Source organism: Alkalicoccobacillus gibsonii, from assembly GCF_016798245.1.
Taxonomy (GTDB): Bacteria; Bacillota; Bacilli; order Bacillales; family Bacillaceae_D; genus Alkalicoccobacillus; species Alkalicoccobacillus gibsonii.
In genome coordinates this window covers 463,916-485,613 of sequence record NZ_JAEUZA010000003.1, presented here as the reverse complement: position 1 = coordinate 485,613, position 21,698 = coordinate 463,916, and the positions used below count along the sequence as shown (strand labels likewise).

Here is a 21,698-nt window from a genome sequence, read left to right as displayed (position 1 = left end):
TTTCTCCTATTTCAGTTTAAATCATATTCTGTAAAAACAACTTGGAAATATAACAACTATAAAAAGATGTTCATCTTTAAAAATTTTTTAATTCGTTTATATAAAGAATAACAAATACACACTATGTTCTGTAAGTAGATAATAAATCATTTGCTACATTACCAAATTCTCGAATATCCTTTAAATAGTCGTAGCCTTTAGATTCATTTAATTGGTTATACATCCTTACCACAACTGCATTATATTTTGGTATGACTAAACAAATACAGCCTGTGATACCTAATATCTGAAATGAACAGCTTGGTAGATCCTCCCCAAGTTGATTTAATGGAGTGTCATTTTGCAACCACCAAATAAATCCATTAAGAGGAAAATGAGCAGGAACAGTAATAGGAGTTTGAGGAGTCATAATTCTCTCAAATACTCTTTGAGGTAATATTTGCTTATCATGCAAACAACCTTTTTCTAAATGAATATACCCCCACATTGCTAAGTCCCGTGCGCTAATAAATAAATTACTTTGATCTCCTTTATCACTATTATTAGGTCCAACCCATGTATCTTTATAGTGATAGTAATTGTAGATCATATCTTCATTATATTCTGTTTTCCAACCTGTTTCATTCAGTTGAAACGGATTAAATACATGACTCTTCATAAAAGCACTAAGATCTTGACCTGACAATTTCTTAACTAGCTTAATTAACATAGTAATGCCTGGACTCCTATAAGCCCAGCTTTCACCAACTGGAAACTCTCTTTCAAAGTGGTTGTCTGTTTCAATTAAGCCGTGTGAGTTGGTAAGTAAATGACGGATACTAGTACCTTCTACTGCCTTTTCATACTCCTCTAAATAAGTCACTATATGATCATCGATAGTTCTAATTTTACCTTGTTCAATTAATAAGCTAATAGCTAATGCAAGATACGTTTTACGAATTGAACCCACATTAAACTGTGTTTTTTCGTCTACGTGTCTTGATCCTACATAAGAATCATGTGTACCAGAATACCATTCATCTACAACTACTTTATCTTTTATAATATATGTTGCTGCAGCTGTTGCTTCATTCTTCATCTTCGAATTGTAAACGTATTCATTCAGAGGTTTAAAATGATCATTTCTATTTTTGTTCATAGTACTACCCCCAATTATTTGGTGTCTATATATGATAGTATTAGAGAAAGAAATAACATTCAAAGTATTTTTTATAATATTTACTCTATAAATACTAAAATTCACAATAAAAAAAGCACCAATGTATCTGTAAGCCTTGGTATTCCTAAGATGCGGTTGAGAGGAGTCGAACCTCCACGAGTTTAACCTCACAAAGCCCTCAATGCCGTGGAAACGTGTTATCAGCTGCAAACACGCACAATACTTGCACTCATTTGCGCCCATTTCTTATAAAATCGTCCATTTTTAATTAACGTGGTGAAGAATTGGTGAAGTAATATCTTTATTAGTTTTCAGCATTTACAACCTTATTATGATGCGGTTGAGAGGAGTCTAACCTCCACGAGCTTAACCTCACTAAGCCATCAATTCTGCGGATCGGTGTTAGGAATTGCATAACATTAATCTATCAGCATGTGAACACAGTGTTTCCGTATATTTTCATCACTTTTCAAATCTATTGGAGAGTTTTAGGCGACTTCTAACAAAAAATTAAATACGGATATTTAATCAATTACTACTATTAAATGTTCGTATTTATTTTAGGTCGCTACATCGCCTTTACTTGAAGTTGTTTGAACATTAAGTGCTCTATTATCTTGAAATTGATAATCCGTTAAACCCACTGCCAATAGAGAGCTAAGAATAAATAATGCTAGTAGTGTTTTCTTCATAACTAATCCCCCATTTCAGATTGTTTTATATGCATTCTAAGTGCCAGTTTTAAATACTTCATTGACTGCTCGAAGTTCTCTTTATGTTCGAAGTATTTCGAAATTTCTTCTGACACTTCAAATACCTCAAAATAGTAGTCCTTTTCTATTAATTCTTGAATTGCTGATTCAACTCCACTTATGTCGAAATCTATGTACAAGCTTCTGGTTATCAAATTCCTAGCCATATACTCTACATTTTTATTACTGAATATCTCAGTTTCAGCTTCTTCTAACAACTCTTTTCCCTGCTGGGTTTTTCCTAACCTTAATAATATATTGGCTAAATCTGATTTAGTCTTTGCACCAACATAAGATGTCTCATGTTCTTTAATACTAAGAGCCTCAAACATAGTTCGTTCTGCTTCTTCTAATTGCTCTTGACGAATTAGATTCCACCCATAAGCACGTAGCAATAATGCTCTAGTTATAAGAAAATCTTTAGATTGTTCAATTGCGTTCAGAAAAACTCCATCGGCACTTTTAAAATTATGTAACTCCGAATACATGCAACCAATGACTAAATCACAATTTAAAACTTTTTCCGTCTGGTCTAACCCCAGTTTAAATATTTCTTTAGACTGCTCTATATAAGAAGTAGCAACAGCATACTGATTCAGTCTATAATACACTACGCCCATGCGATGGAAAAATTCAGCACGTTCAAAATTAGAATCCACATGATCTATTAACTTAGCAGCTATGTTAAATAACTTAACTGCCTATTTGTAATTCCCGTTATAGAATTCATCTTGACCAGAAAAAAAGTAGTACATATATTTTAATAATAGATCACTTTGAGTCAATTCAAGGACTTCATCCTCAGGAATACTTAATCTCTTTTGAACATCTTCCATCAATAATCCATGACGATAATTTACTAATTCATAATACGTTAAAACACTATCATCTTTTTTGTGATTCTTTATAAGTTTATCAATTTCTATTTTCAATTCAACAGCATGTTCAATATCTCTTGATACGATACAACTATACCACTGCACACATTTCGACCCTATAGTGTGTGAAGCAATTGCATTCACCATGTTGAATCCTCTCCTGACTGTCTACCATCTTTTTTACAATTATAAATCATGAGCTCTTATCAATTCCATACCTAACTGTATTTCCCAAGTAAAATGATAATCATATACTAGGGCATAAATAACACTATTCTTTGCAATCAAAAAAAGTAAACACCATTTCGGTATTTACTCCCCCTAATAATATTCAATTACCTTGCAGACATTCTACTAAACTTATAAATGTTTGTATTTTATATTGCTTAAGGGTGAACTCTAATTGAGGTTATGAGTAATATTTAACGCTAGATAAGTCTCAAAATCTAAACTTGTAATGTCTTTAAAGTTCTTCTAACAACAGTCAGTGCTATTATAAAGCTAGCACAGGAAAGAGCTATTGTGATAACCAATGAAATAAAAATAACTCCTAATGATACAGTAAACAAAAACTGAAAAATCAATAAGTTAATTATCATTCCTAGTGTTAGAGATGGAATAATCCAAGCAAGAAATTCCTTCATAAATACATTTCTAACGTCCTTTAGCCTCCACCCAACATCTCTTAATGTGACGATCTCTTTTTTTCTAATATTAAGAAAAGAATAGATACTTTCCATAATAGTCGTAGTTACTAAATAGAGGGTAGCGCCAAGAACTATAATAACTAAAAAGAAAATAATATCATTAATATGGACTCCTAAACTAGTCTCTCCCGTCTCTTGATTAGTTAAGTATATTATAACTGGAATAAAATTAACTAATAGAGAGGCACAAATTAATTGTAGGACTGAAATGGACAAGAGTTTTTTATAAAAAAAGATATTCCTAAGCCAAGTTCTCTTAAATTTAATTCCTTCAAACTTTTCAAAAGATTTTCGCTTCGTAAACGTTAGATTCAACCAAGTGATTAACGAAGTTATCAAACCCACCACTATAAATACTATTAATGTAAGCACTTCAATAAATTCAATAATATAGAAACTTATTAAAAAGATAGCAGAAATCACAATAGAAAATAATATCAATAAATAACTTTCCATTAAATGAAATCGTTTGATGTTATTACTTGCCCACCCAAGAGCATGCAGTGTAGCAGTTTCATCTGTTTTGGCATACTTTTTAAATAACCCCTGATTTAACACATACAAAAAACTAATGGTTATAAATAACCCTGATATTAATTGATTAGTCGTGTTCCATCCATCTGAAATTGTTGCTGCTGCCCCTAGACTCGTCCATGCCTGTTCGACTAACCCTATATCTTCCACATTCAATACAATATTAGAAGGTGATGCTCCAGCTACTATTGAAATATCATAATCACCAATTTTAGAAATAGCTACAACCACTTCATTTATTTTTTTCTCTGCTTCTTCATTGTAACCAGCAACCCCACCTACTTTAAGTCGAATTGCATCAATAGGATTATCTCCCTTAATATAAGCAGCATCCTCCAGTGACATAATTCCATGAGCCGGTGAACTAACAAAGCTCCCTGGAGTAATCGTTTCGTGTAGAGTAACACCTTCTTCGGCTGTAACAGAAGGAGCTTGCTGATAAATACCCAATGGACTTGAAGCTAATGAATCTTGGTAATTTTGAGTTGTAAAAGTCCCGACTGGATAGAGTAAAAAAGGTATTTCAGTTTCGTTTTCTGAGGCGAAGTATTCATAAGTAGATGCTCCATGTTCTACAACCTCTCGATAAGTTGGTACCCCTGAATCTGACCCTACTTTTTGCGCTACTAAAATCCCATCCTCACCAATATCATAATCAATTGGTCGAGTAGAATAAAATTTTGATGTTTCAGTAATTCCAAATGAAAAATTAAGCTCTTCACTAAAAGTTCCGTCATATTCAAATGAAAGAGGATCATAAAAGAATGGTTTCATAAAATTGAATAGGGGGATCTCAAAATTTTGTTCCGATATACGTTTGATGTTAGATAATATATCCGGCATTGTACTATATTGTTCAGAAAGGAAAAAGGGAGTATCTTCTTCAATATCCATTTGTTCTTTTAATTCTAAAGTTTCTTCAATATTCCATTCAAGTTCAAACACATTAGCTTGCCCCATGAGTGGTATAAAAGAGTCTGCTAAAGAAATTATAGGTATATCTCTTTTAACCTCTAAATAATCATAATTATCTTTAAGGTGTACCGGTATCTGATTATCTAGAGCAGATAGGTTAATACCTGTCAATTTTTCTTCTTCTTCCTTATCTACTCCGACTGTTAAGTGGTATGTGGTAGGTATAAGGAATATGGGTTTTGTCCCCATTACATAAGTAGAAAGCCCACTTTCACCATAAAAATCAAATTTGTCATAGACGTTATCCTGCTCTAACATGTAAAAATATCCGCTCTTATCAGGAAATGTGTATTCATTTACTCCGTCAAAAGTTGAGAATGTTAGGTCAATATAACTACTAGTAGATGGATATGCCAAGGATAATGTTTTATCTTCACCAGTAAAATAACCGAGTGATGCTACAGGAGCTGCAATTTCAACATCCTTTAAGTTCTTAATCTTTTCCCACTCATTTAAGGAAATACCGCCTTCACCATAACTCAAATAATTTTCTTCGACTTTACCCAGCAACTTCTCTACCTTTGTTTGGGACTCTGTTGGTCGGATAAGTATATCATAGCTTCCTCTCGCGTATTCTTGAATATTGTCATCAACATTTGATTGAATCTCAAACAAAGCGGAAATAGTTATGGGTGCAGTAATAAAGATAGCTATTAGAGAAAAGATAATTAAAAAGGATGATTTCTTATTATTCTTTATTGATTTCCAACTGTAATGAATCATGGAGACATTACTCCTTTATATACAGCTCCGTCTTCAAAAGTAATAACAGAATCCCCTCTTTTTGCCACTACATTGTCATGCGTAGCTAAGAGAATTGTTTTACCGGTTTTATGTATTTGACTTAATAGATCTAAGATACTATCTCTATTTTTCGTATCTAAATTTCCTGTAGGTTCATCGCATAACAAAATGGATGGGTCTGACACAAGCGCTCTTGCAATAGCAACTCTTTGTTGCTCTCCTCCTGATAGTTGATAAGGAAAATGATGAATACGATGACTTAATCCTACTTTTTCAATTAGCTCTAGTGCTCTATTTTCAAGCTCTTTCTTTTGTTTTATATAAGGTATTAAAGGCAGTACTACATTTTCAACAACTGTAAATTGAGGAAGAAGTCGAAATTGTTGATATACAGTTGATATGTAGTTACGTATAAATTCATGTCTTTTATTAATTGATAGTTCTTTTATATTCATTCCATTAATATGTACAACACCTTCTGTACATTCAACTAAACCAGATACTATTTTTAAGAAAGATGTCTTACCTGACCCTGAAGGACCAATAAGAGATACCCATTCTCCTTCAGCTATATGAATATTCACATCATTTAAAATGGTAAGAGACGTTGAAGGATAGGTTAATCTAACATTTTTTAAAAGAATCATTATTATTTCTCCTAATAAACTGAATGTAATAATTATTTAAGAAGCAACTATAATTAGTTGCTTCTTAGATTATTAGTTATATTTTATCGACGGTGAGTAACTGATTTTCTTGAAGTTGCATGAGAATAACCAGTGGCAGATCCTTGTACACTATAAACTGCGTGGTCTCTATTAATTAAAGAATAAGTATGGGAGATAGAACGACTAGTCGCTCCAGTAGCTCCTGTTTGTGTTCTACCACCATCACCTGGGACAAACGTCCATCTATATTGATTGCTTCCATTTCTATCACCTGAAAAACTTAGTGTATTGCTGGATTAGTATTTATTCCTCTTATAGTAGATGGAATATGAAGATTTACACCCGTTTCAAAAGCCATGAGTTTCATTTCAGAATCATCTGAAATCGGATGGGAATTTACCTCTGCCCCCTCTGCTGTCACTGCAGACCATTTATATTTATTTTGTATTTTTCTTAAAAGTTCATCATCAAATTTAAAGACAGAAGATTGAAAACCCATATTCTCAAATAAAGCTTTGATTTGACCTTTAGTTACCTCTTCACTAGCACTATCGAACTGAATAATTAAATCACTGTCTGCTGTTATGATAGCTCGAGATTTGCTAAAATAATGATGCTTCTGTTTATGTGTGACTAAATCATCATGATAGTATTTAGCTTCGTAAAAATATCCAAGACTTCCACTAGATGAACAGTAAGTAGTAATTGACTCATTGTTAATATATTCTGGTTTAACAAAACCTTCACCGTCGAGTGTTCCATCATCATTTATAGGTGCTTTTTTTTTCGTTCATACTTTCAAGAACTTTTCCCAAATTTAATAATCCATCTTTAGAATAAATTAAATCCAACTGTTCCGCTGTACTTAAAGTGTATATAGCATAAAATGAAGAAGTAGTCAGAGAACTCATTAAAAGAATCCCTTCTTTAAAATAGTATTTAATTCCATTATACATTATTTATAATTAAATTTAAGCAATAACCTTTAGTATTTTGGTGAAAAACCAAAACACGAACTATAAATAATCTATGAACATTAATCAATTTAATTGAAGAACTCGCTCTCATACCTGAACTCACTACTATTTAGCAGGGTGTGGTGAATATGTGGTGAATATCAAACCTTTTAAGATTGAGATAAAAAAAAGCACCAAAGCTCTAAAAGCCTTGATACTTTAACGTTTTTCTTATATGCGGTTGAGAGGACTCGAACCTCCACGGGTTTAACCCCACTAGGCCCTCAATGACGAGAGAGCGTGATGTGGGGTACAAACCCTTGGTATAAGTACACTATTTATTATGTATTCCACACTTTTGTATGTTATCTAATTATTATGGAGTAAAACTGGAGATCCTTTTAATTAAATAACAACAAAACCATCTATCTTCAGAATATTACACGTATTATTACATGATAGTACTATCCTATTTTTGGTCTTACTCATAAGGATATTCATCTATAACTCGATCTATTATTTCTTGGAAATCATCGGGATCTTCAAAATTATATTCTTTACCATCGAATTTAAGTCCTCCATTAAAGATAGATAATCTTAATTGAGCAAAACCTTCTTCTGTTTTTGTATGGATAATTACGGGGTACAGGATTTCCATATTCGATCCATTAAAAGCTTCAATCTCTAATTTCGAAACATCTTCTCTAAAATTGTTAGTATCATCACCTACAACACCATATCGTTCTCTTTTACGAGTTTCATCATAATTATCTTTAACAATTAAAAAGCTAACTATCTTTCCATAGTCTTTTTCAATGTCTTCTAATATATCTCCAACAGTTTCATATCTGTTCGAATTCACTGTTATAAATAAAATTATTATAGAGAGAATTATAATGATACAAATAATTAGCTTTTTCATTTCTCACATCCCCAGTTAATTGCTCTACCTATCTCTTAAGTCTTTAGGAAAATGGGCTAAGTTATATTTATAAAGCTCATTCTCAATATGAGCTTTTTTCTCATTGTTTACTTTTATCATTATACTAAGTTTCATTACTTTCTCACCCCATGTCGAATGTCTTCACCGCATGCATAGAATTATCCTGAATGATACCTGTATCCACAAAACCAAATGAAGTATATAATTTTCTTGCTATGACATTACTCGTTCGATAAAAGAGGCCTACATATTCTGCTTCTCCGAATGGCATAGTTTCAATATCCGCCAACATTTTTTCAAAGGCAAGCTTGCCATATCCTTTCCCTTGAAAACTCTTCCCAATCATAAAATGCCAAATGAAATAGGTTTTTTTTCCGTAAAAAACTTCATTTTGAAATGATTCATGATCCGTCATATCATAAATATACATCAAAAAACCCACCACAACTCCATCGGCATAAATGGCATACGGAATCGCTGGTATTCTATCTGCGTTCAATACGTATGCGTCTGCAATGCTTCTCAGGTTATTAGTTTCTATTAAATTTTCCTGGTCTTCTCCAACTTCAAGTGATGTAACTTCATCTATGTTATCCTCAGTTATTTTTTGCAGTTCAATCAATTTTTTAACTCCTCTCTTTAAACAATATATTAATAAGCACGTTAAAATAACAATATTCGGTCAATTTCCTTTATTATAACATTCAAATTAATTCCACAGGACTTATTTTAAGAATATTAATAGCATAATAAAAAGTACCAAAGCTCTAAGAGCCTTAGTACTATTAGTATGCGGTTGAGAGGAGTCGAACCTCCACGAGTTTAACCTCACTAAGCCCTTAATGACGAGAATGGGTGCTGTGAGGTACAAACTCTTGGTAGAAGTACGCTCTCTTATTATGTATTCCATGCTTTTGTATGACCTTTAGTTATTGTGGAGTAAAATGGCAATCTCTTTTACCTTAATTACGAACAAAATCATATCCTTCTGCAACTCTTACACCTTCTATATCTATAGCTAAAATTTGTTACTGAATAAATCTTACTTGTTTATTTCGTTGAAGATTTAATACTATCTGCAATATGCCATCCCCATAGAAGAATTCCAATGATAATTAATGCTAGTGCTGCTATGTAATGTTTAGGGTAATATAACCAAGTTTCTCTTAATACATCTTCAGGATTAAGTCCATTTACTAAATTAGCGAGTACTGTTGCAGTAACTATGAATATCCCAAGGTACATTAAAACCCCAACAACTATAAAAGTAGAACCCATTATTAGTTTACTCAAACCATTCTCTCCTCTGTCTAAAATAGAATAAGTCGTCAGTGCTGAATCATTTTCGCCATACTGATTTCCTACTGTTTTAAAAAACTCTTTTTATAGATGAGTAATGATAAGTCTAGATTAGTTCCTTTTGTGTAGACGGGTTGTTGTACCTTTATGTCTAACGAAAAAAACAGTAATACCTACGACTACAACGAGTATAAGTAAAAACCTAAGAGTATTGGAGATGTGAATAATATCAAAAAATGAAAGGATCACAATGATTATAGAAGCAGGCACTGTGCTGTATATTGTACCTAGGTTACTGAAATTTTTTCTTTCTTTCCATGTATAATTCATATAAATCTCTCCTTCCATGTTTATATAAATTTATAACCAACTATCCCCTTAAATTGAAATTTAAAACTAATGCACTTCACTCTAAAATAAAAAAGCACCAAAGCTCAAAAGGCTTGGTACTCGTTTATGTCCATTATTCGGTTGAAAGGAGTTAAAACTTAAATAGTTTACCCTCACTAATCCCTCAATGACGAGAATGAGTATTGTGGGGAACAAATCCTTGGTATGTGTACATTCATCGCTTGATATTACGTACTATTGTATATATTCTCATCATTTTGGAGTAAAACTGGTTGGTTCTACAATAGCTAAATTTAAATATATTCATGATATTTTTCAGATGTAATCATACTACTATTCTATCTTTTTCATACTAATAGAGCTAAACCTGCATTAGCAATAATAACGACAGACATCTACAAATATACAACAGAAGCTATAATTAGTTAGAATTTGTTGATAACTTCTTTCAATACCGCCACATTATGCGTATTCAAGAAAGGTAATTTTCATAATAATACGGAGAATAACAAAAAAATATATATTACCCGAATAGTAATCAGTAATATCAACCATATTTTTCACTTTGGTAAATGAGACTCTCCGTTCGTAAATTCCCTACATTTATTTAGGTTCAATAGTCTCTAGAATACCAACTCTATCTTTATCAATCTTATATGTAATATAATATTCTGCCTTTACTTCAATAAGGTTAAACACGTTCTCATCTACTTCAAGTGTATAGATCTCGTTACCTTGATTTTTAACTTTAATGTGATAATCATCTTCATCCTCAAACCTTTCTGTGATTTGTACCATTGCAGCTCCATTTATGTCATAATTACATGCAACTAGCACTGCGATAGGTAATAATAAGCTTATCTTTTTCAACACGTTCTAATTCCTCCAAACATTATTAGAAAATTCTATTATATATTGATTCCAGCTTTAATTAAATATAAAAGACCTTCTTTGTAAGAAAGGTCTTTTATTTATAGTGGAATATTAGTTTGGAGATCCCCCAATAGTAAAGTTCGTTCTCCATTGTTCTTCATCACCTGTAAAATTGTCAAAATTAATAGATCCTGGACCAATGTTTACTCCTACTGAACCATTAAAATAAGGGTGAGCCCATCCTGTTATTACACTTTCTGTATCTCCATCATATCTATCTGGTACTCTTACTTCGTATCCAAATTCTGCTCCTTGTTCAGTTGAAGTATTTGTACTTATTTCAGCATAAGCACCATACATCTCAGGAGTTACACTAATATTATGAGATGCATCTCTATATTCATAACCATCAGCATATAAATTTTTAGTCCACGCATAAGAAGTTTCAGAACCCGCAATTCCAGTTAATTTGTTCCCCCAAGTTAAAGCTAGCGTGTCGTAACCTAGATATGAACCTACTGGACTATCGTACATCCACTGTCCAAAAATTTTATATTCGTGTTCATTACCTACCTTACCAAAATAAGCAATATTAGTTCCACCAAGGAAACTCCCAAAATTCACCTGAGTATTCCAATCATTCATTATTGACATTCCTTGGTCAACTTGAATCTGTTCTTCTGGATTTTCTTCATTATGTAATTTAATATCTCTTTCTCGAATCTCATCAATTTCTTCTTTATTATCTTCAGTTTGCTCATAACTCTTACCATCTAAACTATGATAGATAGATACTCTTTCAATATCAAGTTCAACTGGAACAGAATCATTTTCGATTAATTCCTCAATAACTTCATCATGGGCACCCTCAATAAATTCTGAATCAAACCCCTTTTCTTCTACAAGGTAGTCTCGATCATTACTTTCTGCTTGAGCAACATTAAAACTCCCAAAAGCAATTAGACCACTTGCAACTAAACCAGATGTAATCTTTTTCATACTTAATCAAATCCTTCCGTTTTGTGATACATACTTATTGTTACATTTTGTCTCATATTTGTTCAACCTTAAATTACCTTTTTGAGAAAATGGTTTAGTTTAGATCCTTTTTATTACAAAATAAAAATGTCTATAAAACTTTAAGACTAGACAATGATTTAATGAAGGGTTGATTTGATATTAGATTATTTCCAATTATTCACAACAAATTCAACTGCATAATATATCTATTCTTCGTACTTTATCCTTCCAAAAAAATATATTGAATTTACTACAAATAAAAAAGCACCAAAGCTAAATAGCCTTAGTACCAATACGGTGCAGTTGAGAGGGTCTTTAGCCTCCACGAGTTTAAACTCACTAAGCCCTCAAATTTGTGTATAGGTGATAATGGGTATTTATACGCTTACATACTCTATTAAAGTATCAACATCGTATATATTTAGATTAAATTCAATGAATTTTGGAAAGAGATAGGAAAAAAAATCTCCAAAAAATACGAACATTAAAATTAATAATCGATTGAAAATTCGGTTTTATTCCTGATCAAATGTTTAAATTGATCATGATTTAAAACCATATCTGCTTGCTCTCATTTTAAAAGCATCAATACCTCCCTCCATGACGTCACAGATTTTTTCTCTAACCTCTTCATTGTCAACTGAACCATTAACTAATTTCTCAATATTTTTCGACTCAGAATTTAAGCAAATTACCCATTCTGAATCACCATTCACTGGTATGTTCGCATTATGAGTGATAACAATTACTTGCCTTTTCTCTTTAGAACTTAATAACCTCTCAACTATTAAATGATTAATCAGCTGATTATCCAGATCATCTTCTGGCTGATCTAAAATTAATGGAGAGTTCCCATAAGATAAAAGGAATGTTAAAATAGCCGAAGTTTTTTGCCCCGCTGAAGCAGAGGATAGTGCCGTATAATTACTATTTTTATTCTTTCTATATTGAACCCTGATTTCATCTTCAATATTGAGTAATAATATATCTTCAATTTGTTCATTATTCAAACCTTTTATCACACTTCTAAAACGACCGCTAAAACTCGTTTCATCAGTTCCTTTATTTACATTCAACACAGTTTTCTTAAATTTTTCTAATGAACCTGGATTTTTAGATAGATTCTCAACGATGCTTTCAAGATCGCCTACGAAGCCATCCTTCCTTTGTATAATTCTTCTAATTTCATTAGTTAAATATTTAAAATCTCTGTTTGGAATAACATCAATTCTAACATTATCATTATTATTCATCACAGTTTTCAAGAAACTTCTTCTTTTTAATGTTACATTCTCACAAGCACTCATATATTTTTTGAGGAGTTCTAGGATCTTCGATTTAATTTCTTTAGATTTTTTTTCTTTTAAATCTAATTCATTTATACGATCATTTAATTTACTTAGTTCTATGTTTAACTCTGGTAGTAGATTAACTTGTTCAATTTCATCAGGTTTTAGTTCTGATTTTAAATCCTTATATTCTTTTTCAATTTCCAGGCTTATTTTTTTCCACTCAGAGTTTTCCAAGTCGATTATGAATTCATTTACAATACCTGTTAATACATGGTTCAAATCTCTAGAGAATAAGTTGGTTGATTCATTAAAATCTCCCTTTGTCTCATCTAAAATTCTAGTGAGGTCGGAATTTTTAATAATACTATTATCAAATTGTTTTTTTATTTTTATCTCTTCAAAATTACTCTTTATTTCCTTTATTTTTTTATTCAATGTATCTGCGAATTCAGAACTTATTTTTCTTTGCTCTTCTAATAAGCTGTACTTATCAATAACATCCTTATAGTCACTACTTGTTAATTTATGTAGCCTTGCTTCTAGCTCTTTTTTTTCTATCATGAGACCATTTTTTTCTTTGATTTCTTTATCTAATTTTCTCTTTTCAGCCAGCAAGTTTCTAAATTCAATTTCTAGCTTTCCTACATGCAATTTTAATTCTTTAATGTTAGGCTCTTCGTCAATTTTATCCCTTAAAGCATTTGGTGTAACAGCAATCTCATAAATCTGTTTTTGTGAATAAATTTCAGTCTTATTAAAGTACTTATTTATATATTCTTCGTCCGTTAACTCCCACTTAGATTGATCATTATTAAATTTGTATACAAACCTTTTTTGGGGAGTATTTTCAGATACAATCTTAAATCTATTTCCATTAAACTGTATTATCAACTCAATTCTTGTCTTCTCGTTAAATACACCACCTGTTTTGCTGTAAAAACTTTGTTGATCAGTTAGTATACTATCAAAGTCTTTCAATTCTGCATTTTTATTAAGTATTCCCCTAATGAACCTGACTATACTTGATTTACCCGTACCCCTCCCACCTACTATTGAATTCATTTGAGAACTAAAATTCACTTCGAACTTATCATTATTTAAATTAGAATTTTCTACAATTAATCTTTCTAACAATAAATTCGGGGTATTAAACGATGTCTTATTCGATTCAAAATCAGATCTAATTCTTAGATCAGCTAGAAGCAAGGCTTGTTTGAGGGATTCTAAAGATGGATCTCCATCCATCTTTATCCAAGTATATCTAGTACCAATACCTTGAATTCCATGTTGAGTATCTCCTTCTCCATGTGGATTATCTGAAAATGTTAATATTGCTTTTTTACTCTTTATAGCTTCCTTAACAGGATGGGACCAACTTTTAAGAACATCTTCTGTAAAATTGTCGTTCTTATATTTTCTATTCAACTCCATTATCGCTTCTTTTTTGTCTTGTTTAGAAGCTTGTTCTCCTAAGTCATAGATAACCTTGTTGGCAACTTGTACACCATTTATAGCTTGGTTATCATATATATCTTTTATATAAGCTAAAGAAAACTCTTGTAATCCTTTATATTCATCTACATGAGCAGGAATTATAATTCCATTTTTCTCCGTTACGATTCTAAGAATCTCAGCGAATTCTCTAGGAGAACAAGCATCTTGACTAGCAAAATTAGATCTATTTATTCCAACAGATATAAGAAAATCTTCTACATCTTGAGTAGTAAATTCTAGCGGAAATAAAATCAAAAGATGTACACCATTAGGTCCATACGTAAGCTCGACCCCAGGAAAGACAATTATTCCATTATCTTTACCTACTTTTTTATAAGCATCTATACTTTCACCGGTATTATGGTCAGTAATAGCAACACATTTTAATTCTTGTTCAACACAGCGAGTAATCCATTCTTCTGCCGTTACATTTTTATCTCTAAAGCAAAGACTAGCGGGAGTATGTAAATGTAAATCACACTTAAACCATTTATTACCTACCATTACCATCTAATCAGTCCTTTTCCTTAAATTAATGAATGATATAAATAGATTAAATTCCTTTATGTTATTTTTGCTCTAGTAAATAGAATAAATTATCTCTGAACTAATATATCGTACATGTCCGCAGTAGATATTTTTTTATTTGATATATATAAATTGTAAATATATTCAGCAGGTATGCTATGAATATCAATATCATTAATTCCTAGCTCTCTCATAAATCCCAAAGAAACTTTTCCAGATAATACAAATTCTTGTCCTTCTTTAGGAACTAGAAAAGCATTAATCTTATTTGATAAATCTTTTGATATAGAATAATTCTTCAAAGCCATTTCATATAGATATTGTTTTGTGACATCTTCCAATTTAGGATTTTTGTCTTCAAACTTACTTTTTTCAAATGATAAATTATAATATTTAGCATCCAAAATTGCTAAATATCTTTCATCCCCCATTGCAAAATCAGTTACTATATCGGGAGTTAAAGTTCGTTTTGAAGTTAATTTGTTTCCGTATTTATCCTCCCAGATAGGTTTATCTATTTCTTTTTGTATTAGAGAAACATTATTTGAGAATACATAACTACATATTTTCTCCCATACGATATGAAAATATCTTGTTCCGAAAACCCTTATAGAACTTTTACTACTATTAGAGTTATTTCTGTTTATAAAATTTATCATATTTAAAATAAGAATAATATTTCTATCGTTATATTGAACTTTCAATTCTTGGTTAAGAAGAAATATAATGTTTGAATTTAAATCTATCTCTTCATCAATAAAAGATATTGGCTCATACTCTAAAAAATAACTTAACCCACTTTTCTGCAGGTAGTTTGAACACAATCGTAAGATCTGTTTGTGTACTAGTGTTATAATGTTAAGTTCGTTTGAAGCGAATTCTTTAGTAAAATAATTTAAATATACAAGATTTTCATTAAACTTATAAGCATATGTTTCATCTATTGTTTTGTCCCAATCTATTTCATTATGCCCGTTTAATTTATATATCTGTTTTTGACTACTAAAAAGACCATTCTCAAAATAATCTTTATGAAAGAAATCAACTAATGGAATTAAATTCATATCGTTATTTGAAGTGCTTATACCTAGAGTGTCTAGCTCAGTATAATCTAAATTCTCTCTTTTAGAGTACACACTTAACACTCTAATCAGTTGTAAGCTCTTATTCAAATCAATTCTCTGTATATATTTAGGATACACAAACAAGATGCTACTTGAAAATTCAAGAAGTCCAACATATCTAAAAACGATTAGATCTTTACCTATTTTTTTAATGATTTTTCTTTCCAGTAAATCATCAAGAAGCTCACTCAATTTAAATTTACTTAATTTAAAAGTCGTCTCCAAGTATTCTTTAGAGTATGGTACAAGTTCCTTAAGGAAAAAAGGTCCTAGCATAGTGGTTACTCCTCAATAGATTCATTGCCTTCATTCTTTTCTTTTTCTTCTTCTATTAGCTTTAATTTATCATCAAACAAGGAATCAAAAATAGGCTCATTATTATTGTAAATATCTAGTAAGTCAGAGAACTTAACTACATCTTGAACAAACAATTTTGTTGTAGTAAATTTGTTAACGTCATCATATAAATACATAAATAATTTATTTTTAAGTTGCTCCTGAAATTTTATAGGGTTATCTAATATATTTGGATTTATAAAGAATGGCCCTATCAGCTTATCTTCTCTTACTCCTACATTAGATAAAAAATCATTTAAAGCTTTCCTAAAATTATTCCAATTCTTTTTAGATAAATACCCTATCTCTACTTCTTTTTCAATAAGTCTTTCCCCATCATTCAAATGTAAATATTGAAAATCCCATCTTCTTTTAAATGCTGTGTCTAATGGGAACACACCTTGATCAGCACTATTCATTGTTGCCCATATATAAAAATTACCTGGTAGATAGATTTCATCTAATTCTAATTCTTCTCGACGTAAATAATTCTTCATATCATTTGAAATTGTAAGCGCGTACTCACTTTTTCCATTTTCATCTCTATCCAATAACTGAAAAATATCACCAAATACTGTAGAAACTTGAGCGCGGTTTATTTCCTCAATTATTAATAAATAGTTTTTTGTTGGATCTTTTATAGCTTCAACTAATATCTTTAAAAATGGTCCTGGTACATATTCATATGTAATAGAAGTTTCATTAACGATAGGATAGAAATCTTTATACTCTTCATTTATCTCGTTCAACCTATTTATATCTTCACTTTTAATAATATCTTTTGTAAATCTATGAGATTCTAGGTGCTCTTTATAAATTGGAATGGGCTTATATGTCCCAATAAATTGAGAGTAAGTATAATTCGGATAAAAAGTTACCCTTTTGAAATTTTCTTGAAAGTCTTTTCTATCTTGATTAAGAAGGAAGCTTTTACCTGTTCCAGGAGCGCCATATATTATTCTGTTATAAGGCTTATCTATTTTCTCAGCTGGTAACGGCTCATTTTGATCCTGTGGTTCAATTATTTCAAGTTTTACATTTGTAAGAGGTAGATAATTGTTAATCCTCTCAGAGTACTCGTTTAGGCTCGCTACATTAACTGCACTTTTTAGGTGTGTTTGTTTACTATCTTTTTGGAGGAAGTAGTTCAAATTATCTTTAAGTATATTCTGAAGAATCCGTAAAGAACCTTTAGGCTCTATTCCAGTTGCTATATCTATTCTAGAGTTATGGTCAGTGATTTGTTGATAAATTCCATTTAACATGAACTTTATATCTGTTTCTTTATCTATTTGCAGTCTGAAGATCGCTTCTTCAGAAAAATGTGTAAAAGCTTTTATTAATTTCTCTTGAAAAATATCCTCAAAATCACTTTCTTTATCTGTTAACCAATAAAAGAGTACCTTTTTAAATTCTTCTTCTTTTATACTTATTAATAAATCTAATTGATCCATCACTTTTGTAAATTTGAGTATTTTCTTATGTCTAATTCCCCCTTGTCTCTCAGAGGAGAAGTTTAATTTTTCATCTTCAAAAACTACATTACTTACTCTCCAAATTAACCCCAAGCTTACTTGTAGAGCTTCTATTTGACTTTTCACTAGATTATTCTCATCTAGTATTTCACTAAATTCATTTTCATCTAATGATGTTTTCTCTAATTCGTTTTGGAAATAGTTTTTTATTTCATCCTTTATTTCTTTTTTTATAACTATTTTGTTATCTTGACTTTCTGAGAAACTTAGATTACCTAATTCACCAGTCACTTTCCACAATGTAAAAACTATACTTAATAACGGTTTTAAGTTTGGTATTGAAGATTTTATAGCTAATTTTAACTCTACTTTCTTAAAATCTGTTACTTCTTTCGGAAACAAATAATCAACCCCTTATGTATAACTATATAAAAATAGAATTACTTAAGCGTGTACCCTAAGTAATTCTATTTACTTATACAGATATTATTTCTTTTTTCATAATGTCGCTTCGGATCGCTTTTGCTATCTCATAAGCTAGAATTGGTGGAACAGCATTCCCGACTTGTTTCATTTGAGATGTTTTAGGTCCATAAAAAATAAAGGAATCGGGAAAAGATTGCAGTCGAGCTGCTTCTCTTACTGTAATTGCCCTATTAAGATAAGGATGAGTAAATCTTCCGGAAGAAGGAGTATCAAATCTTGTTGTAATTGTTACTGAAGGTTTATCTTCTAAGATTCTGCCCCACGTACCACTATAAATTGATTTAGTTAGATGTTCTTTAGGTAATACTTCTCTTCCTTTTCCTTTAGGTATAAGTTTCATTCTCTCGATCGCTAAACTTGAATGGTTTGTAGCTACGTGATTACGCAATTCACTCATATCATCTCTTAATAAACGCTGATACTCGTTTACTGGTTTAAGTCTATATTCTTGAATTTCTTGACCTTCTCCAGAATTAAGAAAAGCTAAATCGCTAATAGCTTCTAAAGCTGTTACACTACTATTATTAGATTCTGGAAGCCCTAAAAACCCCTCAAATTTCCCTATAATAAAAGCTCTTCTTCTAGATTGCGGAACTCCATAGTCACTAGCATTAAGTGTTTTAGAGTCCATTTGATACCCAAGATCATAAAACAATTCATAAATAAGATTAAAGAAATGCTTATTATTTGCTGTTAAAATGTTTGGTACATTTTCCATCAAAAAATATTTTGGTCTAATATACTCTACCATTTTATAGAAGTGTTTGAAAAGATAATTCCTATCATCTTCTAATAATGCTCTTCTCCCCTTTTGAGAAAACCCCTGACAAGGTGGTCCTCCCACAATTACATCGGTCATCCCAATAAAATGTTTAAAGCTTGTTAACTCAATTTTCGTTATATCTTCATTTATCATCTGAACATTCTCATGATTCCTCTTATAAGCCGCCGCTATAACTGGATCAATCTCATTAGATAATAATATATTGTAACCTGCTTTTTTGAATCCATAGGATAAACCACCTACACCAGAAAATAAATCAATAACATTTAACATTCTTTACACCCTTATAAGAAATTTAAAACAAAACTATATGAATAAACTGTTTTCAACTAACTGCTCCGAGATTCTCTTGCTAGCACCTTCAAAATATTGATCTTCTATTTCACATCCTACATAGCTGCGCATATTAATCTTTGCAGCAACTCCAGTCGATCCGCTTCCCATAAACGGGTCTAATATTACATCTCCCTCATTAGAGAGAATCTTAACAAAATGATCCATTAAAGCAATTGGTTTTTGAGTTGGATGAGAAATAAACTTTTTTTCACTTTTAGGAGTAATTGAAGTTTCAATATAATCATGAATTGCTTTACCATTATTATTGAAGGTTCCTGTTCTTCCGTCATTAATAAAATGAATCCATGCTTCAGTAGAATTTATAAAATGAAGGTTCATATTTCTTGGCATCGGATTTTTTTTATGCCAAATTCCTGTGGTTTTATAATAGAATTTATTAGTCTCGGCAATCTTTACAAGAGATTCTGTTCTTAATAAAGACATGAATACGACCATATTACCTTTTTTCTTCAATACTCTATTAGATTGTTTGAAGAACTCATTCATAAAAACTAGCCAATCATCATCTTCACTCTCGTCCCATCCTGCTGCTCCAAAAAAGTTTTCTCTCATTAATTTTAAGTTAGTTTGCCTTTTTTTCATAAAGTTAGCCAAATTATAGGGAGGGTCCGTTAATATTAAATCAACACTGTTATCATCTAAATTTGAAAGGGTTTCTAAACAATCACCCTTGAACAATGAAATGTTTGGTACGTTAATCACTGAATCTCCTCTTTCTATAAAAAGCTCTTTTAAAATCCTGAATCGAACATTTGCTCTATTTTAGTCCATACTAAATTATAACACAAGGACGAAAGCATGGATTCAGTAAATACTAGTAGATATATTTAAGGAGTCGAAATTGTTTTTGGGGGGATTAAATGTTTAGAGCATCAATTATGAATAATCAATGCTCATCTGCGGTGCTTTGGTGTGTAATTATGAGGAGGCAATTCCGTGGATAGTATTATTGTTTAAAAGTTATCATGTAAGAACCCAAAATTAAATTTAAGTTCTTAAGCATGAAAAAAAAAAGAGTTTTTTAGTCAATTAACTCTTCTCCTAATTGTTCTTGATATTCAGGCGTCTTTCCTATCATTGCTTGACCTTCAAATTGTTCTAATCTATTCCAAGTTTCACCCGCTCGTTCATAATAGTATTTATCTCCTTCTCTCATGTCGTTCTCAGGATCATAAAAAGATAGAAAAATATACTTACCATTATCATGTACGACGATGTTACCGTTCTCTCTTATCTCATGCTCATAGGCACTGGCAAACATACCATTTCTATCGTCATGATGAAATTCGATAACATCATCAATAGATTGGTCATACTCCCCATTACCGCACGCAATCAATAGTATGGTGAATGGAATCAACCATAAAGTAAAGATTACTTTTTTCATGTGTATTCCTCCTTTTTACCATATATTTTCCTGTTATTTTTCATCTTACCGATCATTGACTGTTTTTTCAAGTTAGTATTGAGTAAATGAAAATTCATACACTTTCCAATTCTCTTCTTGTTGAATCATATTTAATTTCATAATCGTTTGCGCTCGACTATCTACATCGTTAAACGAAATCCGATTCGTAAATAAGACTAGTAATTCCTGACGATCATCTAATGATTGACCGAAATAAATGGATAAATCTTCGACGTTAGAAGAAACATGTAAATCTTCGTTTCCTTCGATCCCTTCATGATTATTAAACTGTAATTGGCTTAACACTTCTTGAGTCACATAAGATTCGACACTCTCTTTCACAGGCTGATCCTCATAATCAAAAAAACCTTTGATAAATGCCTGGGCAGACGTTTTTGCTTCTTCATGAAAAGATGGCACGACTATATCTTGGTCTTCAGCACGACTTTCTTCTATTAAAATCTGATTTTCATGTTTCAAGTGGCTGTTTTGAATCAATAAGTAGACCACCAATGTGCCTGCAAGTACACACCCTGCAATCAGTTGCTTTTTCAT

General features: G+C 31.3%; 19 protein-coding genes. All 19 read right to left on the bottom strand.

Going from position 1 to position 21,698, the window contains the following annotated elements; genetic code table 11:
- Nucleotides 1-121: 121 nt before the first annotated feature.
- Entirely contained in the window at nucleotides 122-1,138 is a 1,017-nt protein-coding gene (locus JNO66_RS14025; protein WP_203089058.1) for a serine hydrolase domain-containing protein, read from the bottom strand.
- 581 nt (nucleotides 1,139-1,719) lie between these two features.
- On the bottom strand, nucleotides 1,720-1,851 hold the full coding sequence (locus tag JNO66_RS20825) for a hypothetical protein (RefSeq protein WP_273753696.1): 132 nt from the start codon (nucleotides 1,849-1,851) through the stop codon (nucleotides 1,720-1,722).
- Between the two features lie 2 nt (nucleotides 1,852-1,853).
- Nucleotides 1,854-2,570: a tetratricopeptide repeat protein gene (locus JNO66_RS14020; RefSeq protein WP_203089056.1), complete on the bottom strand. Its 717-nt coding sequence runs from the start codon at nucleotides 2,568-2,570 to the stop codon at nucleotides 1,854-1,856.
- Nucleotides 2,571-2,612: 42 nt separating this feature from the next.
- A complete protein-coding gene (locus JNO66_RS14015) occupies nucleotides 2,613-2,936 on the bottom strand; it encodes a response regulator aspartate phosphatase (protein WP_203089054.1) in 324 nt (107 codons plus the stop codon).
- A 299-nt stretch (nucleotides 2,937-3,235) separates the two neighbouring features.
- On the bottom strand, nucleotides 3,236-5,728 hold the full coding sequence (locus JNO66_RS14010) for an ABC transporter permease (RefSeq protein WP_203089052.1): 2,493 nt from the start codon (nucleotides 5,726-5,728) through the stop codon (nucleotides 3,236-3,238).
- Complete coding sequence (locus JNO66_RS14005) at nucleotides 5,725-6,396, bottom strand: ABC transporter ATP-binding protein (protein ID WP_203089050.1); 672 nt, start codon at nucleotides 6,394-6,396, stop codon at nucleotides 5,725-5,727. The genes JNO66_RS14010 and JNO66_RS14005 overlap by 4 nt, the downstream gene beginning before the upstream one ends.
- Before the next feature lie 301 nt (nucleotides 6,397-6,697).
- Nucleotides 6,698-6,916: a hypothetical protein gene (locus tag JNO66_RS14000; RefSeq protein WP_203089048.1), complete on the bottom strand. Its 219-nt coding sequence runs from the start codon at nucleotides 6,914-6,916 to the stop codon at nucleotides 6,698-6,700.
- Nucleotides 6,917-7,854: 938 nt separating this feature from the next.
- Nucleotides 7,855-8,295 carry a hypothetical protein gene (locus tag JNO66_RS13995; protein ID WP_203089046.1) on the bottom strand — a complete coding sequence of 147 codons (441 nt, stop codon included), beginning with the start codon at nucleotides 8,293-8,295 and terminating at the stop codon, nucleotides 7,855-7,857.
- Nucleotides 8,296-8,437: 142 nt separating this feature from the next.
- Nucleotides 8,438-8,938, bottom strand: a complete 501-nt coding sequence (locus JNO66_RS13990; RefSeq protein ID WP_203089044.1) for a GNAT family N-acetyltransferase — start codon at nucleotides 8,936-8,938, stop codon at nucleotides 8,438-8,440.
- Between the two features lie 428 nt (nucleotides 8,939-9,366).
- Nucleotides 9,367-9,609 carry a hypothetical protein gene (locus JNO66_RS13985; RefSeq protein ID WP_203089042.1) on the bottom strand — a complete coding sequence of 81 codons (243 nt, stop codon included), beginning with the start codon at nucleotides 9,607-9,609 and terminating at the stop codon, nucleotides 9,367-9,369.
- A 960-nt stretch (nucleotides 9,610-10,569) separates the two neighbouring features.
- Nucleotides 10,570-10,839 (bottom strand): hypothetical protein, encoded by a 270-nt coding sequence (locus JNO66_RS13980; RefSeq protein ID WP_203089040.1) that lies wholly within the window; start codon nucleotides 10,837-10,839, stop codon nucleotides 10,570-10,572.
- Nucleotides 10,840-10,950: 111 nt separating this feature from the next.
- Nucleotides 10,951-11,838: a hypothetical protein gene (locus JNO66_RS13975; protein WP_203089039.1), complete on the bottom strand. Its 888-nt coding sequence runs from the start codon at nucleotides 11,836-11,838 to the stop codon at nucleotides 10,951-10,953.
- A 563-nt stretch (nucleotides 11,839-12,401) separates the two neighbouring features.
- A complete protein-coding gene (locus tag JNO66_RS13970; protein WP_210340878.1) occupies nucleotides 12,402-15,149 on the bottom strand; it encodes a TrlF family AAA-like ATPase in 2,748 nt (915 codons plus the stop codon).
- Nucleotides 15,150-15,241: 92 nt separating this feature from the next.
- Entirely contained in the window at nucleotides 15,242-16,573 is a 1,332-nt protein-coding gene (locus tag JNO66_RS13965) for an LlaJI family restriction endonuclease (RefSeq protein ID WP_203089037.1), read from the bottom strand.
- Nucleotides 16,574-16,578: 5 nt separating this feature from the next.
- Complete coding sequence (locus tag JNO66_RS13960) at nucleotides 16,579-18,510, bottom strand: AAA family ATPase (RefSeq protein WP_203089036.1); 1,932 nt, start codon at nucleotides 18,508-18,510, stop codon at nucleotides 16,579-16,581.
- A 73-nt stretch (nucleotides 18,511-18,583) separates the two neighbouring features.
- A complete protein-coding gene (locus tag JNO66_RS13955; RefSeq protein ID WP_203089035.1) occupies nucleotides 18,584-19,651 on the bottom strand; it encodes a DNA cytosine methyltransferase in 1,068 nt (355 codons plus the stop codon).
- A 33-nt stretch (nucleotides 19,652-19,684) separates the two neighbouring features.
- The gene (locus JNO66_RS13950) at nucleotides 19,685-20,437 is read right to left on the bottom strand and encodes a DNA-methyltransferase (protein ID WP_273753690.1); all 753 of its coding nucleotides are present in this window, start codon (nucleotides 20,435-20,437) and stop codon (nucleotides 19,685-19,687) included.
- A 319-nt stretch (nucleotides 20,438-20,756) separates the two neighbouring features.
- On the bottom strand, nucleotides 20,757-21,122 hold the full coding sequence (locus JNO66_RS13945) for a cystatin-like fold lipoprotein (protein WP_203089034.1): 366 nt from the start codon (nucleotides 21,120-21,122) through the stop codon (nucleotides 20,757-20,759).
- Between the two features lie 72 nt (nucleotides 21,123-21,194).
- Complete coding sequence (locus JNO66_RS13940; protein WP_203089033.1) at nucleotides 21,195-21,698, bottom strand: hypothetical protein; 504 nt, start codon at nucleotides 21,696-21,698, stop codon at nucleotides 21,195-21,197.

What these genes read in the sequence shown, in the direction of transcription:
- JNO66_RS13940 (WP_203089033.1), bottom strand. Translation starts at nt 21,698, where the DNA reads ATGAAAAAGCAACTGATTGCAGGGTGTGTACTTGCAGGCACATTGGTG.
- JNO66_RS13975 (WP_203089039.1), bottom strand. Translation starts at nt 11,838, where the DNA reads ATGAAAAAGATTACATCTGGTTTAGTTGCAAGTGGTCTAATTGCTTTT.
- JNO66_RS14010 (WP_203089052.1), bottom strand. Translation starts at nt 5,728, where the DNA reads ATGATTCATTACAGTTGGAAATCAATAAAGAATAATAAGAAATCATCC.
- JNO66_RS13970 (WP_210340878.1), bottom strand. Translation starts at nt 15,149, where the DNA reads ATGGTAGGTAATAAATGGTTTAAGTGTGATTTACATTTACATACTCCC.
- JNO66_RS13955 (WP_203089035.1), bottom strand. Translation starts at nt 19,651, where the DNA reads ATGTTAAATGTTATTGATTTATTTTCTGGTGTAGGTGGTTTATCCTAT.
- JNO66_RS13965 (WP_203089037.1), bottom strand. Translation starts at nt 16,573, where the DNA reads ATGCTAGGACCTTTTTTCCTTAAGGAACTTGTACCATACTCTAAAGAA.
- JNO66_RS13995 (WP_203089046.1), bottom strand. Translation starts at nt 8,295, where the DNA reads ATGAAAAAGCTAATTATTTGTATCATTATAATTCTCTCTATAATAATT.
- JNO66_RS13945 (WP_203089034.1), bottom strand. Translation starts at nt 21,122, where the DNA reads ATGAAAAAAGTAATCTTTACTTTATGGTTGATTCCATTCACCATACTA.
- JNO66_RS14025 (WP_203089058.1), bottom strand. Translation starts at nt 1,138, where the DNA reads ATGAACAAAAATAGAAATGATCATTTTAAACCTCTGAATGAATACGTT.
- JNO66_RS14015 (WP_203089054.1), bottom strand. Translation starts at nt 2,936, where the DNA reads ATGGTGAATGCAATTGCTTCACACACTATAGGGTCGAAATGTGTGCAG.
- JNO66_RS14000 (WP_203089048.1), bottom strand. Translation starts at nt 6,916, where the DNA reads ATGGGTTTTCAATCTTCTGTCTTTAAATTTGATGATGAACTTTTAAGA.
- JNO66_RS20825 (WP_273753696.1), bottom strand. Translation starts at nt 1,851, where the DNA reads ATGAAGAAAACACTACTAGCATTATTTATTCTTAGCTCTCTATTGGCA.
- JNO66_RS14005 (WP_203089050.1), bottom strand. Translation starts at nt 6,396, where the DNA reads ATGATTCTTTTAAAAAATGTTAGATTAACCTATCCTTCAACGTCTCTT.